The following is a 17206-nucleotide window of genomic DNA, read 5'->3' on the forward strand; positions in this document are numbered from 1 at the left end:
AATATAAAACCAAAATACCCTATCTTAGCTAAATTTACTGGTTTTAGCTAAGATAGGGTATGCTTTTTATACATTAGATTTAAATAAATCCAATATATCTTCACCAGTTAATCCTAACTGCTCCCCCGCTTTATTATTATAAATACCATCTGCTAACTGTTGTTTTCTCTCTTGCATAGTTAGTATTTTTTCTTCTACTGTTTCAGAACAGATCAACCGATAAACAAACACCGGTTTATCCTGTCCTATTCTATAAGCTCTGTCTGTTGCTTGTTGTTCAACTGCAGGGTTCCACCAGGGATCATAATGGATAACTGTATCAGCTTGAGTTAGATTTAAACCTACTCCACCTGCTTTCAAGCTAATTAAGAATACTGGTACCTCACCACTCTGAAATTTACTGATTACTTCTTCACGTTTACGAGTTTTACCTGTTAACTTAACATAAGGTATTTTCAGGTTAGTCAGTTCTTTTTCTATAATTGTTAACATTGAAGTAAACTGTGAAAACAATAAGATTTTTCTATTTTCTTCTAATAATTCTACTAGCAATTCTTTTAATAGGCTTAATTTAGCTGACTGCTTTACTTTTTTTGCCTTATCAAGCTTAACCAAACTCGGATCACAGCACACTTGGCGTAGTTTCATTAAGGCATCGAGTATTTCTATGCGACTGCGGTTTAAGCCTTTAGTTTTTAGTAGGTTCCTTACTTTTTTCTCCATACTTAGTCGAATGCTTTCATAAAGCTTTTGTTGACTACTGCCCAACTCTATACTTCTAATCATTTCTGTTTTTTCTGGGAGTTCATCAGCAACAGAGTCTTTGGTTCTTCTTAGCAAGAAAGGTCTAACCCGCTGAGATAGCTCATGATGCCTTTGCTGAGCACCTTCTATCTCAATTGGTTTACGGAATAAACGGTTAAAACTTTTTTCGTGACCAAGGAAACCAGGCATCAAAAAATCATATAAAGCCCACAATTCGCCTAAATGATTTTCAAGTGGTGTGCCAGTCATACAAAGATAATGATTGGCTTTAATCAATCTAACGGCTGTCGCTATTTTAGATTTACTATTTTTTATATACTGCGCTTCATCTAAAATCAGCATATGGTATTCATATTCAGCTAATTCCTCTGCATCTCGGTGAAATGTGCCATAACTAGTAATAATGAGTTGATAATCTGGTAAAAGCTCATAATGTTCACCTCGATCCGATCCATACCAGACATGTGTATTCAGTTTGGGGGTAAATTTAGCAGCCTCCTTCTCCCAGTTACCCAATACACTGGTGGGAACAACTACCATTGCAGGCTGCTTTAATCGCCCCCGCTCTTTTTCTAGCTGAATATGTGATAGCACTTGAATGGTTTTGCCCAAGCCCATATCATCCGCTAATATACCACCAAACTTATAAGCTCTTAAAAATTGTAGCCATTCAACACCTTCTTGTTGATAATCACGTAAAGTGGCTTTCAATCCTCTTGGTGGTTTTAGTTTTTTAATTCCTTTAAAATTAGCTAGGTTTTGACTTAGTGATTTGATTGATTTATCACCCAACCAACGTACTTGTTGTAATGCTTCAGCTAATGCTTGCAACCTGACCGCATTGGCATAGGTAATTTTTAGTTTACCATCTTCAGTTAAAGTTGGACGATCATACAGTTCAACCAGAATATCCAGAATGGAATTAATAGTTTCTGCCGGTACAACAATCCACCCATAATCAGGATGAGGTAAACAAGCCGGTTTTTTGGCATGCTCAATTTTATAATCAGCTGAGGATTCAAGCCACTGAACGATTAATGGCAGAACAGCCACTTTATTGCCATTAATATCAATATCTAAAGCAAGAGAAAACCAGTTTGATCCTTCATTATTAGTCGTTAATTCCCAGGAATCAATTGCATTAAACTGCTCTGTTACATCTGTTTCATCAACCAGCCAACCACTCTCCTCAAGAATAGGAACCACTTCTGTTGTAAACTGGTAATAGTCTCCCGGACAGCTTGCAATATTAACAACGGTTTTTTCAGCTTGTTCTGTAGGCTCCTCTTCACTGGTATCGATTAGTGTATAATTATATTCATCCAGAAGCCTAGCCGCTTCCTGCTCTTGATCTGGCTTTAATAAAACTTTGTATTCAATATTATTTTTAACAATTATTCTCTGACTAAGTTCCTTCTCTCCTAAGTAAGGAAGCTCATGTTCTCCATATTCAAAAACCAGCTCACCAATATACCTTTGTTCATCCAAACTTTTAGTAATCAGTAACTTCGGTATTGGCTGTTCATTAACTTCCACTATTTTCCACTCTACTGGTAGTGGGATATTATGGCTGGCTAATTGAGTTCTTAATAAACCAGCAACTTCAAGTTGCTGTTTAGTATCTACTGCAGGCATGGTTCTGAGCATCAGTAACAGCTCATAGCCTAACTGACTATTAATTCTACCTACTTGCCTGGTGGTTTTATTAAAATAGCAAGCTGGATGTGTTGCTAGAATCATCCAATCATCATTTTTGAAATTATCTAAATTAACTTTTAATTTTTTTAAGTGATTCTGTTCCTCCCAGTTAAACACAACATTGAGTAATTTTCCCTTAGTTAACAGGTTATTAGGATCAAACTCATTTAAATAAGCACGCCCACAATTTACTAGCTGATTAAGCAATAAGTAAGGGTTACGTGCCTCTGATAATTCAGCCGCATACCCTAATATATTATTAATAGTATTATCATCCTGCGAGCTGATATCATTTCGGTGATACCAATTATTAACATAACGCTTCAGCGATGCAAAACCACCTTTTTTATATTTCTTGGTGTAATAACGGCTAATGGAAAAATCCCTGTCATTTATAGGTTTGAGAATATATACTATAAATTCAATACCAGGGTAAGCCTCAAATTTAGTATGGGATTCATCTGATTTTTCTTCAGCCAGTGCTACCTGAAATTGCTCTTGCCAGGAGTGAAAATTTGATCGACTCTCTTGATATTTCGCTTCAGTAATAGCATCCCGCTGACCTAAATATTCTAATAGGACTGCTGCTACGTGCTTACAATTATAGTCCATAGGACATGAGCAATAACCATCGATATCTACTCTACGACCATTTTTAGTGAGGAAGATCTCTTGTGTGTAAGGATAACGGCCTGCTACTTTCGCCTCGATCACTTCATTTTCACTATCCCAATGCAGGCTATTTACATGACCGCTTAAAAAATAATCCTTCCCTTTTTGCAAAGAAGCTCTTTCTATATTTGCTTCAATATCTTGGTACGTTAAAGATTTCACACCTATTCCCGCTAAAACCAAATCAAATGTATAGCAAATTAACCGATCTTTTAATCAACTACAATAACTAACCTAAATCTTTCATTGAATATCAAATTTCCTGGGCATTCAAACCAAACAGTGTACTTTATACCCAAAAATAAAGAGTTATAATGGAATACTCAGACCCATCAATATGATATATGTAGACATTGGAAGTGAAATTGGTATTAAAAAAGCAATATACAAGTAACTGACTTGTATAGTTGTGGAGAGTTAGGTGGAGGGTTAGTAGGAAGACAGATTGTTGGTGTGGTTAGTTTCCCAGCAAAACAAATAGCCCCTATAAAACTAAGTTTTCCAAAACTTTGATTAAATTATTTTTATATCAACCAAAGCACCCGATTCATCATAGGTAAAATCATATTGAGCTTGAGTAGTTACCAGTGAAGTGATTTTACCTTCCTCATCACGTGCTAACTTAAGTAAGGAAAAACTGATTTTTTCGCTAGCAAAATCAAATGCGATGGTTTTTGGTTTGCCTTCACTCAGCAATTCAGCAACTCTAAACAACTGCTTTATAGCACCTGTTTGGCCTTGCTGCCAAGACTCCACAGCATTAGCTAATGTTTGATGCGTAGCAAACAGCCAGCTACTGATAGAACTTGCAAGCTCTCCATCTACTACAACAGTTTGACCCAGCTTGGTTTTACTTTTAGCGTTAGCCGTTTGCCTTTTAGCTAATTCTTTTCCTAACTCTGCTAACAGTAGTTGTAAGAAGTGTTGTCTAGCTGCAACACTGCTTGTAGCGGGCCGCTTAACCACTAGATCACTATTGACAGACGTCAGTTTGGGCAAACTCAAACTAACCGTATTACTCTCATAAGTGTTCACAACTTCATTACTATTGACAACACCTCTTTTTATCAGCTGAGAATGCTGGGTTTGAATATGAATAAAACGGATATTGAGCAACTGTTTTGGTAACTTGGAAATTAGTTGACTGATTTGTTTGACTTCATGATCCAGGAGTTGGTCATTATCAAGCAGTAATAGACCATAGTTTTCTAATAGCTTTTGTCGTCGACCACCCCAATGGCCCACTAACTCATTGGGTACCTGGCTTTGGTTAGCATCGAGGTAATTAATAGCCAACTGCTGTTTTATATGAGGCCACCACTGATAGTTATTGTCTCTAATTGGTGCATCAACTAAAGGTATTTGTTGCCATATATATTGATAGACGCGTCGTAGATTAATAGCAATTGCTTCTGTTTGGCTGTATTGATTCAAGAACGCCAGCTGATTAAAAAACGATCTAGCTTCTTCAGGATTCTGCTCAAACCACTCTGCTAATTGTTGGCCCTGTTCATCAAATGGCTTCAATAATTTGTTCGCCAAAACCTCTGCTAACGCCGGATTAACCTTTTGGCGTATATCTTGGTATTTTTCGGAAAACGCAAAACCTAAATAGCCAAAGTAAACCTTTAGGTGGTCAGTAAAAGCCTGGTGTTGAAAAAAGTCTTTAAAAAATTTACTGTAATCTTCTCTTGCATAGCTGTTTTGCCGAAAGATTTTGAATGCACTACTCGCATCAGCCTGGCTCCAACCTTTTGCAAGCGTCTCAAGATTCTTGGTTAGTGTGTTTTGGTCTGGCTCGGATAAGTCTGCATAGCTTGGACCTCCATATAAGACAGTAGCCAAAACAGCCATGATGCTCCAGCGTAAAATGGGTTTCATCACTGCATACCTTGGTTTGTACAAGTTTCTGCAGTATAGAATAAGAGGTCAGCTGAGCTGGTTCCGTGACTGTTATCCTATTTTACAGTTGAAAACTAATAAGAAATGAACTCTATGAATTATATTCAATACAAATATGAAAGCAGATCGCATCCAAATCGCTAACCGCTTTTACTAATCGCGCTTGAGTAACTTTACTTATACGAAGCGAGTAGTATAGATAAGATTGAATGATTGATTGTTTTAGTTTTATGTAGACAAATACCAAAATGGGTTTAAGCCCACCAAAAATATCAGGATAGTCTTTAATAAAAGATAGTGGGCATTCAAAAATTTATTTATAGTTTTTTTTAACTAAACATCCATTTGCATCACACTAGTTTACCAAAAAATCCTCTTAGCCTCTTCTACTTTTGAGGCTATTTGGGAGGACTGTTAGCTTAGCAATCTATTTTCCAGGTGCTCCTAAAAACATCTAGTAACAGGCAGGCAAGTTATTGATAGTTTTCAGGAAATAATTCGCGCTCTACTAACTCCATAAAAATATGGATGACTTTAATATGCAGCTCCTGCACCCGGTCAGCAAATTGTCCGCCTGGTGTACAAATATGGATATCTGCTAGATCACCTAACGCACAATTAGTTTTCCCCGTCATCCCAATTACAGTTACTCCTTTTTGTTTGGCTACTTCTGCTGCAGCAATAATATTCTTGCTGGTACCACTGGTACTAATAGCTAGTAAGGTGTCCCCTGCACGCGCATGGCTGTCTACATAACGAGCAAAGACATGTTCATAACCAAAGTCATTTGATACACAGCTTAAGTGGCTGGGATCACTGATAGCAATAGCTGGTAGACCTTTCCGATTAAGTCGGTAGCGTCCTGATAGCTCTTCTGCAAAGTGCATAGCATCACACATTGAACCACCATTACCACAACTATATACATGCCCACCCTGCTTAAAAGTGGCTGTTAATGCTGCTGCTGCTTTAGTGATTTGCTCGATCATCGCCTCATTAGACAACAAGTTGTCCAGAGCCTGCTTTGCTTCAGTTAATGCCGCAAGAACGTGCGATTGCATAAACACTCCCATAGTATTGATTGCAACGTAGTGTAGCTGCATTGTAGGCCGTTTGATCAAGAATGTCTAAAGCAACAGAACTACCATAAGTATGGCTTTACAACATGATAATAAACTTTATTTTTACTCTCCCTAAATTATCCGCATATGCTTATCCAGAATTTTTTGATATGTACCATCCTCTGTACTAGCTTTTTATTTTGTAACACACTAGCGCTATAGTAAAATGCATTATTGATATTTGAAACCTTTAATCAATTTATTCATTATTTAAAAAAGGACTTACAATGCATATAAACCAATATATAGTTCAAAAAATTCTCTACTCTGCAATTTTATTTACAAACATTACCTTTGCCCAAAGTAGCTCAGATGATAACTATTCAGCTATAAACTCAGTTACAGCCAACCAGGAAACCCGTACATTTTTTGATGATAAATGGGACAGTGAGTCAGATGCTGATGACCCTGCTGTTTGGGTTAACCCCCACGATAGCTCTAAAAGCCTAATTATTGGCACATTAAAAAAAGGGGGATTAGCCGTTTTTAATTTACAAGGAGATATGCTTCAACAAATCATTCCAGAAAAAAATCAAATTACTGGTTTACAAGGCCGCTATAATAATGTCGATATTTTAACTGGCTATTTACTAGAAGATAGTCAAATGGATTTTGCCGTTGTTACTGATAGGGGGACTGACAAACTAAAAATATTCTCAATTGATTATCAAAGTGAAAAAAAACCTGTATTAACAGATATTACATCAAATAGTGTTCCTATGTTATTTAGTCGATCAATTGATGATGTCAAAACTAAGAATACTGCATACGGGTTAGCTGTTCATTATAATCAGAAACAGCAACAAAGTATGGGCTTTGTTACCCAGGCAAACCATACCAAAATAGCTCAAGTTAGCTTTTATACCACACCCATAGGAAAAATAAGTTACAAGGTTAATACATATCATTTATTGCCATCAGATTTTAATACAGAGAGCGATCCTCGTTGGTCACCATGCCAAGAAGATGATGGAGACCTGCCTCAACTAGAAGGGCTGGTTATAGACCCTCAGCGACAACAGCTTTATGCTAGCCAAGAGCAAGTAGGCATTTGGCAAATTCCTTATCAAACAGATCAGCTTAGTACAAAGCCAGGTTTACCACTCCTCATCGACACGGTTGCTAGTTTTGGTGTGCCCTATAAACGTATCTGGGATCCGTCTGAGGAAGAATACCAATGCCATTGGCTTAACTCCCTCCCCCAAAACGCTCACTTAAGGGCCGATGTCGAAGGCCTTGCTTTATACCAACCACAACAAGGACAGCAATATTTGATTGCTTCAAGCCAAGGAGATGATCACTATGCTGTCTACCAGCTTAATCACCAACCTCTAAGCCAACAACCAGAGTTCATTGGCCGTTTTCAAATAAACAAAGGGCTAGTTGATGGCTCCAGCCATACTGATGGTATAGCTATTACAGCTCAAACAATTGGTGCACAATACCCTCAAGGCTTAATGGTAGTGCAAGACGGCAATGATGAACCAATAAGCTTTGATTCAAAAGGTAGACAGCGTGAAAAAACAAACTTTAAGCTTGTTTCATGGGAAAAAATAAAACGCTATTTAAAACTTTATAGCCAATACGAATGGCTTTTAGGGGCGGCCGTCGAGCGACGAGGCCCCATGAGCCTATAAATAATAGGTGATTGGGGTGAGGAGTGATGACAACAAACCCTAAAAGTCATTCGTGAAGGGTATAGTTGGTTGATTTTTTATTTCTACGACTGCTTTTTACCTGCTATGAAGTTGACTATAACAGCAGCTATTGTCAATCCCAGAAAGCTAGCCAATAGATCCAATAATGAAAAAGTTCTCGTTGAAAAGAACTGTTGAGTGATTTCCTCCAACGTTATAGCCAGCCCAAGAATAGCAGTAGTAATAACTATTTTTCGTGTTGGCCTAGCCACCAAAGTACTGACAACAGCCAAATTGACAAAAAAGCTTAATGTCCCCATCAACAGTATATGACCTACTTTGTCCCCTCCAGGAAAGTCATATAAGGCCTTTATTTCTGCTGGTAGTTGTCCTTTGCTTGCTAATATTACAATTGTTACAACTACTAGTACTGCAATCAACCCTAGCCATTTCATTACTAACCACTCTATAATACAAGTTCACAAAAATAAGTATTATATACCAAAAGTGTAGGGTTTTTAGGGACGGCCGTCGAGCAACAAAGCACTAAATTAAACCATACAAATCACGATTTATTTTTAGATATTATAAAATCATAATAACCTTTACTGTGCTGCAACTCTATAGGTATAACAGTTTTTATAATCACTTCTAAGCAGATTTTTGCTGGTTATGCTGTGAAAGAGCTGCTTGTCGATGAACTGCCAAATAAGAAGGTGCAGCAGATACTGGCAGTTTATAAACAAACTGCTTTCTTGCTTGATGAAAGGCACTTTCCGGAGCCATAAAACATTGCCACATTTTAGCCTCTTCTTCCTCTCGGTACTGTTTTAATGGTTTTAATTGCTGATTCAAACGAAGTAACTGTTGTTTACGAAGAATAAGCTGTCTCACTGTTTTCTTATGGCTATACCACTCACAAACCTTATGAAGGCTGCGTAAAAAACCCTTTGGTTGAGAAGGTAAAACTTCATCAGCCAAGCCCACTTTTACAGCTTCTGTTGCCAGTAATGGAAGACAATTTGCCATTAGCTTGCTAGCCTGTTGCTCACCTACTCGCCGAGGCAGATTAAAGCTCCAATATTCAGAACCATAAAGCCCCATGTGCTGATAATAAGGAGACAAAATAACACCTTCTCGGATTAATACTTTGTCACAGGCAAGCGCCAACATTACACCACCTGCAGCTGCATTTTCTTTCAATGCAGCTATTGTCAGTTTGTTTTCTGTCGTTAGAATTGCTTCAACCAAGTCATTTATTTGTTTTAAGTTTTCCCAAGCTTCTAAACCAGGCTCGGGACTGGCTTCAATAGTATTCAGGTTAATACCGTTTGCCCAAAAATCAGTCCCTCCCATTAAAACCAGTACTTGAGTTGGCCTTTCCAAAGCTTCCCGATAGGCTTTTAATAAACGGTAACACTGCCCTGTACTCATTGCTCCATTATAAAAGTTAAAGTGCAAATACCCTACTTGAGCATCTTCCTCATAGTGAATGTCCTGCCATGTCGCAGGGTCAAAACCTGGCAATCCTTCATCAACTAGTTCAGGCACTTGTTGTAAATGATCTGCTAAATACTCTGCCGCAGGCAACTTAATCTTGGGCTCAACCACACTCACTTGTTTTAAATGAGTTAACCAAATAGCACCATCACGAGTTGCACGACAAATTGCCTGACTTTTTTGTGCAATAATTTCTCCAGGTGAAGCATTTCTAGTTTTATTGAGGATTTTTTCTTGATGCGCATTAAATAAATAATAAGCTTTGCCATTAATCAAATCTTTTACACCAGGAAAACTTTCTGCAGCACGAAGTTTTGCTAATATTTCAGTAGTACTATCCTGCTGCCAGTCAATACTCCGCTGGTTTTGTTTCATTAATGGTTGCCAGTTCCCCTTTACATCATGTTTAGTGTAATCTAAAGGCTCGGGCTTATATGTTTTTGCTTCCAATTGTTTAAGAGCTGTTAAAATTAACTCCACAGCCGCTTCAGTGATTTGGTGACGATAAGTAGTTGACTTATTAGCCTTTGGCAGTTTGAATGATTGGCTTCCCCATATATCACCTGCATCATACTCCTCTGCAGCCTCAACTAATGTTACTCCCCAATAGTGCTTTTGCTGGTAAATAGCCCAATCCAATGCGGATGGCCCTCGATCGCCTTTAATCCCAGGATGAACAATCCAACAAAGGTAGTGCTGCCAAATCGAGCGGGGTATTGCCTGTTTTAAAAAAGGGCAAATAACCAACTCAGGTTCAAACAAAGCAACAGCTTCTTTCATTTGCTGTTCAGTGCTAGCATATTCTACTGACACCCAATAGTTTCTTTGCCGAAGCTCAGCATAAACACGCTGACTTAAGCCGTTAAATGCAGACACTAATAGCAGTATTTTCATTACCTCGTCCTTGATGTTATACCTGGCTAAGTCCTGATGATAGCTAGCCTGGATATTTCATCGATTATCCGGGCTTGGAGTCATTAAAAACTAAAGAATAAACGCGGTTGTTCGCTAAACCTAAACTTAATCCTATACAATTAAGTAATTTTTGATATACATCAATTAATAACAAACATAAGGCAGGATGCACAATGAAAAAAAATCAAGACGTATATTATGGCGATTACCTACAGCTCAATAAACTATTAGATAGTCAGCACTTACTAAGTAGCGATTACAATAACACTGCTCATGATGAAATGCTGTTTATCATCACCCATCAAGCTTATGAGCTCTGGTTCAAACAAATACTACATGAACTACGCACAATCCAAACCGTATTTGAACAAAAACCTATAGATGACAAACAGCTAGGGGTAGCTACTCATCGGTTGGAGCGCATCTTAGCCATACAGACATTAATGATTGAACAAGTAAACGTACTTGAAACCATGACCCCTTTAGACTTCCTTGATTTTAGAGATTACTTAGTACCTGCGTCTGGATTTCAAAGCGTACAGTTTAAAGAAATAGAAATTCGTTTTGGTCTAAAAAGTCGTTATCGCATTGCTTTTGACCAACAGAACTTTTATCGTCGACTCAAAACAGAGCATCAGGAATATTTAAAAAATCTCGAATTGCAACCCAGCTTACTAGAACAAATAGATCAATGGTTAGCCAGATTACCTTTCCTAAATTTTGGTGAATTTAATTTCTGGCAAAGCTATCAGCAAGCAGTTAATAATATGTTAAACCGAGACGAGCAAATCATTACCAACAACCCTCATTTAGGCGCAGACGAAAAAGATCAGCAATTAAACAGTCTGGCTGACACTCGTAATCAATTTAAGCAACTACTAGAACCCAAAGCCTATCAGTTGCAATTTGATACGGGGTTTTATCGAATTAGTCAGGATGCTTTTTTAGCCGCTCTGTTTATCAGCCTATATAGAGATGAGCCGATGTTACAACAGCCTTATAAACTATTGACCTGTTTAATGGATATCGATGAGCGTTTCTCCGCTTGGCGAACTCGTCATGCCCAAATGGCTTTACGCATGCTTGGCCGAAAAGTAGGTACTGGTGGTTCTTCCGGTCATGACTACCTTGCCAAAGCCGCGAGTGGCAATAAAGTGTTCACTGATTTATTTACCCTTTCTACTTTCTTAATACCAAGCTCAAGCAGACCTGAATTACCAGATACCATCAAGCAGTCGCTAGGTTTTTACTTATCTGGAACATAAGGTCACCTCTCATATTTCCAACTGGCTATTTCCAAATACTCACTTAAGCTGCTACTACAAGCCTTGATGTAGCAGCTCATGTTATTAGTTATTAACCATTTCTCACCTATTCATCTTTTCTTTGCTATTCTATTGCCAAATACCAAGTTGCAGCTGAAGTCAGTAACCCGTTATTAAATAAATTATCGTTGCGAAGTATTAGATGTATAAACATTGGTACCAACAATTTAACCAGTATCAAACTGATACCCTGTGGTTTACAGCCCATAGTCATCATTTTTGGCCAGATGTAACACTACAGGCAATGATGCGTTATTGGCATGACTCTGCCAGATTGGTTGATGATAAGTGGCAATATATTTTTTCTAGTATCATCCCAAAAGCACAACGGCATATCAGCCGATTACTCAACTATCCTTATCCAGAGCAAGTTACTTTCGCACCTAGTACTCACGAGCTATTAGTCAGGTTAATTTCCTGCTTTCCTGCTAGAAAGAAACTAACAGTATTAACCACTGATAGTGAGTTTTATAGTTTTAGCCGACAGCTAAAACGCTTGAATGAAGAAAAATGGACCGAGACTACTGTTGTTAATACAGAACCATTTAATGGTTTTATTGAGCGATTTTATCAGGCCGCTAATACAAAAAAATATGACATCATTTTTTTTAGCCATACCTTTTTCAACTCTGGCTACACTGTTCAAAATCTAAATGAAGTGATTGAAAAGCTATCTTCTCAATGCAGCATACTCATTGTCGATGGCTATCATAGTTTTGCTGCCATACCTGTAGATTTATCTGAAATTGCTAATAATGTATTTTTTTTGGCTGGTGGCTATAAGTATGCACAGTCTGGAGAAGGCTGCTGCTTTTTACTCTCACCGCCTAAAGCTAACCAGTTGCGTCCATGGAATACAGGCTGGTTTGCAAATTTTTCACAATTGGAGGAAAGTGATTCCTCAGTGATAGGCTATGATAGTCACGGCCAACGATTTGCAGGAGCTACTTTCGATCCTACCGGTATTTATAGGCTAAATGCAGTATTTGATTTATGGCAAGAAAATAAAATCACCGTAGAAACTGTCCACCAACATGTCTTTGCCCTGCAGCAAGCTTTTCTACAATCAATCAGTACATCAAAACACCCATTATTAAACTACCGTAACTTATTGTATATTCCCGAGTATGTTCATGGACATTTTTTAACATTCAAATTAGCAGACCGAGAAATATGCAAAAACTTATCCATTGCATTAAATAGCTTAAAAGTTAAAGTTGACTGCCGAGATAATCGAATTCGATTTGGCTTTGGCTTACAACATGATCTAGATGATATTAATCAGCTATTAGTTAGGCTAAAACGACTACCTATAGCTTAACAGGACTAGAGGGAAACGAAACAGTTCCATCCATTTTCCCTCGTTTAAAAGTCTATTATAAAAAAGCCATTAAGTACAAATACTCTTAACTTGTAGTATCCAATGAAATTTTTTCGTTAAACAGCAATTACAAACTAGGTCGCTTTTCGCTTACTTTCCAGAACGGCAAATAAACTAGAAGTATCCCACCGGGAGCCACCCATTGCTTGCACTTCTGAATAAAATTGATCAACCAAAGCAGTAACAGGTAAGTGAGACTGGTTTCGACGCGCTTCATCTAAAACAATCCCAAGGTCTTTACGCATCCAATCTACCGCAAAACCATGATTATACTCACCAGCTAACATAGTTTGATAGCGGTTTTCCATCTGCCAGGACTGAGCAGCTCCTTTAGAAATTACCTCAATGACTGCAGCAACATCTAACTCTGCACTTCGGGCAAAATGCATACCTTCAGCCAAGCCTTGTACAACACCAGCAATACAAATTTGGTTAACCATTTTGGTCAATTGCCCACTACCAATCCCTCCCATTAATTTCACAAACCTGGCATAGCAATTGAGTAACGGTAATATTTCTGTAAATTGCTGCTCAGCGCCCCCAACCATTATCGTTAACTGACCATTTTCAGCCCCTGCCTGCCCACCAGATACAGGCGCATCAAAGAAAACTATTTGTTTATGCTCTGCTTGTTGAGCTAACTCACTCGCCACTTGAGCAGATGTCGTTGTATGATCAACAAAGATAGCGCCAGGTTTCATAGCAGCAAAAGCCCCTTGCTCACCCAAAGTCACCTGTCGTAAATCATCGTCATTACCTACACAACAACATACAATGTCAGCCTGCTTTGCTGCTTCAGCAGGTGTTTCTGAATAGCTCCCCTGATACTCTGCACACCATGCTTTCGCTTTGCTCATCGTTCGATTGTATACGGTTACTTGATAACCAGCCTTAGCCAAATGACCAGCCATTGGAAAGCCCATCACGCCCAAACCAATAAATGCAATTTTCTGAGTCATATCTCCCCCTGAAGTAGGTAACGCCTAGAATACTATTAGCTTCTATATTGTCTTAATAGATACAGTTTTTTGCTTTAGCTAGTATACAGATGACTCATATGAATATTCTCAAGCCAGCACTCTATAACCAAACAATGCTAAGAGTATTATTATTAGTTCTTACTAGCACTCTCTTTATTTGGAGCAACAGCTATGCAACTGAAAAAGAGACTATTACCTGGTTTGCCGCTCACTGGCCACCATTGATGATGTTAAGGGGGGATGACAAGGGATCAGGAAGAGTGGATATGCGTCTGCAGCTCTATCAATCGAAATTATCTCAATATAATCATAAGATTCTAGAAATGAGTTGGGGCAGGTTTTGGCATGATATAAAAGCTGGCAAAAAAATTTGTAGCCCCATGCACTTAAAAAAACCAGATCGACTTAAAATTGCTTATTTTTCAACACCAGTCGATGTTGCTGTATCTCATCGGATTATAATGAAGAAAACTAATGCAGCTTTACTAAATAGCCCTGCATCATACTCAATAATAAAACTTATAACTGATAGAAGATTCAAAGGTATTGTTGAGAGCCAACGTTCTTATACCAAAGAGCTTGATGAAATATTCACCGGCCACGAAAAGAATAGTAACTTCCAAAAAATTACAATTGCAGCAGACAGCTTGTTTAAAATGCTTGATCACAACCGTATCAACTACATTATCGAATATCCTTTTATTGCTTCTTATCATGGTAAACAATACTTTAAAAATATAAATGATTATGCCAGCATTCAAATTGATGAAATTACGCCCTATTTCTTAGTATATACAGTTTGTCCTAGAAATGACTGGGGTAAACAAGTGATTTCAGACATTAACAATATGCTGAAAACCCTAATTCATCAGGAAGAATATAAGAAAATAATTTTTGAAAGCTGGCTAGATAAAAATGACTTGATTCAGATAAAAGACGTGTACAAAAACCAAATACTTAACCAGATTTAACTGTTATGCTAAACCACCTGAAAAGCAACAAGTCAACGACCTATTTTATAGGTATTCTTTTTATCATTATTTACTGTAATACTGCTTACTCTAATCAACCTGTTAAAGTTGTCGGCACTCCAGAAAAACCTTTTCGTTATAGTGCAGCTAACGGTGAAATTATCGGTATTGATGCTGAAATTCTTAAGATTGTTTTCAATAAATTATCTATAGCGAGTGAATTCAGACTGATCAATGTTGGCTCCAGAATTATCAAGTTTGCTCAAGAAGGTAAAGTAGACGTTGTTATGAGTTTTTCAAGAAAAGAGTCTAGAGAATCCTACCTTATTTATCCTCAGATTGCATATAAAGAGTTTACGTGGAATTTTTTTATTCGCAAAGAAGATGAAAATAAAATTATTTACAATTCTCTTAAAGATTTAGCTAATTTAACTATAGGCGCTACCCAAGATTGGGCTTATACACCAGAATTCTGGCAAGCAGAACTTAAGCTAGATATTGTTTCTAACAATGACCTACATATTCCAAAACTACTAAAAAAACGAATCGATATTGTACCGCTTAATACCTTCCCAACCCTTCTTATATTGCAAGAGCAAGGACTCATGAATCGCATTAGTTTTTTACCTAAACCACTAAAAGCAAAGCCTTACTACAATGCTTTCAGTCGAGCTTCAAAAAACCCTAACCTGAAAAAAGTGATCGACAATTATGACCCTATCGTTAAACAGTTAATAGATAGTGGCGAAGTTAAAAAACTATATAAAAAGCACTTAGGAATTGATCGTCTTTAGTCATGTTAGATAATAATCTAGAGCCAAGTTTCAACGCCAGATTATTATACTCTTCAGAAATGATTTTTATCCTTTGCTACCACCCTTCAAAGTTTCCTCTCAAGAAGTAATATTGAAAGCCAGCCTGTTCTATTACCCGCATATTCTGATCAAGCGTTGCCAACAACTGCTCTAACTGCTGATCTTTACTGGTATTTACTTGTTTAAGTTTTTCTTTAGCTGCCGACAGCTTCTCAGTTGTTTTTTTATGCACATCAGTGGCAAACTCATCTGCTGTTTGCTGTAATGATTCCCAAATTCCTTCTGATGCTGGCTTATCTGCTTCACTCGCAAAAGCAGGTGTCAGTAATAAGCTGAAAACAGCAGGCAAATATAACTTACGCATTAACATTTTTAGTCCAGGCATATTGAGGGCATCTCTATAAAGAGTAATTTTTAGAGATGCCCTTGATGATAAGGTTGGGATAACTCATGTACTGCCTCTACAAAAGCTCCCGCATGTTCAGGCTTCACAAATTGATGAATACCATGACCTAAATTAAATACATGTCCAGAGCCGTTGCCATAAGCTTTTAAAATAGTCGCAACTTCTTCTCTAATCCGTTTAGGGGATGCATATAACACACAAGGGTCCATGTTACCCTGCAACGCTACTTTATCACCAATTCGAGCACGGGCATTGTTTATTTCAGTCGTCCAGTCCAATCCAACAGCAGTGCAACCTGTTGCGGCTATTTTTTCAAGCCACTGACCACCATTTTTAGTAAATAGAATAACAGGCACTGGCTGGCCATCTTGCTGTTTAATTAAACCATCGACTATTTGTTTCATATAACTCAATGAAAATGCTTGGTATGCGGCTGGACTTAGTACGCCACCCCAAGTGTCGAAAATTTGCACTGCCTGAGCACCCGCTTCAATCTGGGCATTTAAATAGGCAGTCACTGCCTGAGCAAGCTTTCCTAACAACTGATGCAATACTTCTGGCTGGTCATATAACATGGCTTTAATGACCCGAAAATCCTTAGTACTACCACCTTCTATCATATAGGTAGCCAATGTCCAGGGGCTGCCAGCAAAACCTATTAACGGTACTCGTCCATTCAGCTCTTGACGGATAACTTTCACCGCGTCCATCACATAGCCAAGATCAGCTAATGGATCAGGAATAGGTAGCGCATTTACATCCGCTTCCGTACGAATAGGCTTTTTAAAACGAGGGCCTTCCCCTTGCTCAAAATAAAGCCCTAAGCCCATAGCATCAGGCACTGTTAGGATATCGGAAAACAAAATAGCAGCATCAAGAGGAAAACGGTCTAATGGCTGCAAGGTAACTTCACAGGCCAGTTGAGGGTTTTGACATAAAGCCATAAAGTCCCCTGCGCTGCTTCTTGTCGCCTTATATTCCGGCAAATAGCGGCCTGCTTGACGCATCATCCAAACTGGGGTTACATCTACGGGTTGTTTAAGTAAAGCACGCAAGAAGCGATCATTTTTTAAAGCAGCCATTTGGAACCTGTCGTCTGTATATCTTGCTAATTTGAT

General features: G+C 38.1%; 13 protein-coding genes. 5 read left to right on the forward strand and 8 right to left on the reverse strand.

Annotated elements, in window-relative coordinates; translation table 11 throughout:
* Positions 1-66: 66 nt before the first annotated feature.
* The 3 genes from OQE68_RS09500 to OQE68_RS09510 all read right to left on the reverse strand — a co-directional run bounded on the left by OQE68_RS09500 (position 67) and on the right by OQE68_RS09510 (position 6098).
* Positions 67-3297, reverse strand: coding sequence for a DEAD/DEAH box helicase (locus OQE68_RS09500; protein ID WP_180568848.1), 3231 nt, complete (start codon positions 3295-3297; stop codon positions 67-69).
* A 351-nt stretch (positions 3298-3648) separates the two neighbouring features.
* Positions 3649-5016 (reverse strand): hypothetical protein, encoded by a 1368-nt coding sequence (locus tag OQE68_RS09505; protein ID WP_180568849.1) that lies wholly within the window; start codon positions 5014-5016, stop codon positions 3649-3651.
* A gap of 494 nt (positions 5017-5510) precedes the next feature.
* Positions 5511-6098, reverse strand: a complete 588-nt coding sequence (locus OQE68_RS09510; RefSeq protein ID WP_180568850.1) for an SIS domain-containing protein — start codon at positions 6096-6098, stop codon at positions 5511-5513.
* 287 nt (positions 6099-6385) lie between these two features.
* Here OQE68_RS09510 and OQE68_RS09515 point away from each other — a divergent pair, with 287 nt between their 5' ends.
* Positions 6386-7795: a phytase gene (locus OQE68_RS09515; RefSeq protein ID WP_180568851.1), complete on the forward strand. Its 1410-nt coding sequence runs from the start codon at positions 6386-6388 to the stop codon at positions 7793-7795.
* 83 nt (positions 7796-7878) lie between these two features.
* Here the strand turns inward: OQE68_RS09515 and OQE68_RS09520 are convergent, their stop codons facing one another.
* Both OQE68_RS09520 and OQE68_RS09525 read right to left on the reverse strand, forming a co-directional pair.
* On the reverse strand, positions 7879-8250 hold the full coding sequence (locus OQE68_RS09520) for a VanZ family protein (RefSeq protein ID WP_180568852.1): 372 nt from the start codon (positions 8248-8250) through the stop codon (positions 7879-7881).
* A gap of 196 nt (positions 8251-8446) precedes the next feature.
* Positions 8447-10189 carry a hydrogenase maturation protein gene (locus OQE68_RS09525; protein ID WP_180568853.1) on the reverse strand — a complete coding sequence of 581 codons (1743 nt, stop codon included), beginning with the start codon at positions 10187-10189 and terminating at the stop codon, positions 8447-8449.
* A 194-nt stretch (positions 10190-10383) separates the two neighbouring features.
* Between OQE68_RS09525 and OQE68_RS09530 the strand changes: the two genes are divergently transcribed.
* Both OQE68_RS09530 and OQE68_RS09535 read left to right on the forward strand, forming a co-directional pair.
* The gene (locus tag OQE68_RS09530; RefSeq protein WP_180568854.1) at positions 10384-11475 is read left to right on the forward strand and encodes a tryptophan 2,3-dioxygenase family protein; all 1092 of its coding nucleotides are present in this window, start codon (positions 10384-10386) and stop codon (positions 11473-11475) included.
* 202 nt (positions 11476-11677) lie between these two features.
* Positions 11678-12856, forward strand: a complete 1179-nt coding sequence (locus OQE68_RS09535) for an aminotransferase class V-fold PLP-dependent enzyme (protein WP_180568855.1) — start codon at positions 11678-11680, stop codon at positions 12854-12856.
* A 134-nt stretch (positions 12857-12990) separates the two neighbouring features.
* On the opposite strand, the gene OQE68_RS09540 is transcribed toward OQE68_RS09535, so the two are convergent.
* Complete coding sequence (locus tag OQE68_RS09540; RefSeq protein ID WP_180568856.1) at positions 12991-13875, reverse strand: NAD(P)-dependent oxidoreductase; 885 nt, start codon at positions 13873-13875, stop codon at positions 12991-12993.
* 98 nt (positions 13876-13973) lie between these two features.
* Between OQE68_RS09540 and OQE68_RS09545 the strand changes: the two genes are divergently transcribed.
* Complete coding sequence (locus OQE68_RS09545; protein ID WP_180568857.1) at positions 13974-14867, forward strand: TIGR02285 family protein; 894 nt, start codon at positions 13974-13976, stop codon at positions 14865-14867.
* A 5-nt stretch (positions 14868-14872) separates the two neighbouring features.
* Positions 14873-15661, forward strand: coding sequence for a substrate-binding periplasmic protein (locus OQE68_RS09550; protein WP_180568858.1), 789 nt, complete (start codon positions 14873-14875; stop codon positions 15659-15661).
* Positions 15662-15737: 76 nt separating this feature from the next.
* On the opposite strand, the gene OQE68_RS09555 is transcribed toward OQE68_RS09550, so the two are convergent.
* Positions 15738-16067, reverse strand: a complete 330-nt coding sequence (locus OQE68_RS09555; RefSeq protein ID WP_266195591.1) for a hypothetical protein — start codon at positions 16065-16067, stop codon at positions 15738-15740.
* Positions 16068-16096: 29 nt separating this feature from the next.
* Positions 16097-17170 carry a uroporphyrinogen decarboxylase gene (gene hemE, locus OQE68_RS09560; RefSeq protein ID WP_180568860.1) on the reverse strand — a complete coding sequence of 358 codons (1074 nt, stop codon included), beginning with the start codon at positions 17168-17170 and terminating at the stop codon, positions 16097-16099.
* Between the last annotated feature and the right edge of the window lie 36 nt (positions 17171-17206).

The sequence above is a fragment of the Spartinivicinus marinus genome (assembly GCF_026309355.1).
GTDB classification, from domain to species: Bacteria; Pseudomonadota; Gammaproteobacteria; order Pseudomonadales; family Zooshikellaceae; genus Spartinivicinus; species Spartinivicinus marinus.

Excerpts from the sequence above, each read along its gene's own strand:
- hemE (WP_180568860.1), bottom strand. The coding sequence starts at position 17,170 with ATGGCTGCTTTAAAAAATGATCGCTTCTTGCGTGCTTTACTTAAACAA.
- OQE68_RS09535 (WP_180568855.1), top strand. The coding sequence starts at position 11,678 with ATGTATAAACATTGGTACCAACAATTTAACCAGTATCAAACTGATACC.
- OQE68_RS09540 (WP_180568856.1), bottom strand. The coding sequence starts at position 13,875 with ATGACTCAGAAAATTGCATTTATTGGTTTGGGCGTGATGGGCTTTCCA.
- OQE68_RS09520 (WP_180568852.1), bottom strand. The coding sequence starts at position 8,250 with ATGAAATGGCTAGGGTTGATTGCAGTACTAGTAGTTGTAACAATTGTA.
- OQE68_RS09555 (WP_266195591.1), bottom strand. The coding sequence starts at position 16,067 with ATGCCTGGACTAAAAATGTTAATGCGTAAGTTATATTTGCCTGCTGTT.
- OQE68_RS09525 (WP_180568853.1), bottom strand. The coding sequence starts at position 10,189 with ATGAAAATACTGCTATTAGTGTCTGCATTTAACGGCTTAAGTCAGCGT.
- OQE68_RS09545 (WP_180568857.1), top strand. The coding sequence starts at position 13,974 with ATGAATATTCTCAAGCCAGCACTCTATAACCAAACAATGCTAAGAGTA.
- OQE68_RS09530 (WP_180568854.1), top strand. The coding sequence starts at position 10,384 with ATGAAAAAAAATCAAGACGTATATTATGGCGATTACCTACAGCTCAAT.
- OQE68_RS09515 (WP_180568851.1), top strand. The coding sequence starts at position 6,386 with ATGCATATAAACCAATATATAGTTCAAAAAATTCTCTACTCTGCAATT.
- OQE68_RS09550 (WP_180568858.1), top strand. The coding sequence starts at position 14,873 with ATGCTAAACCACCTGAAAAGCAACAAGTCAACGACCTATTTTATAGGT.
- OQE68_RS09510 (WP_180568850.1), bottom strand. The coding sequence starts at position 6,098 with ATGCAATCGCACGTTCTTGCGGCATTAACTGAAGCAAAGCAGGCTCTG.
- OQE68_RS09505 (WP_180568849.1), bottom strand. The coding sequence starts at position 5,016 with ATGAAACCCATTTTACGCTGGAGCATCATGGCTGTTTTGGCTACTGTC.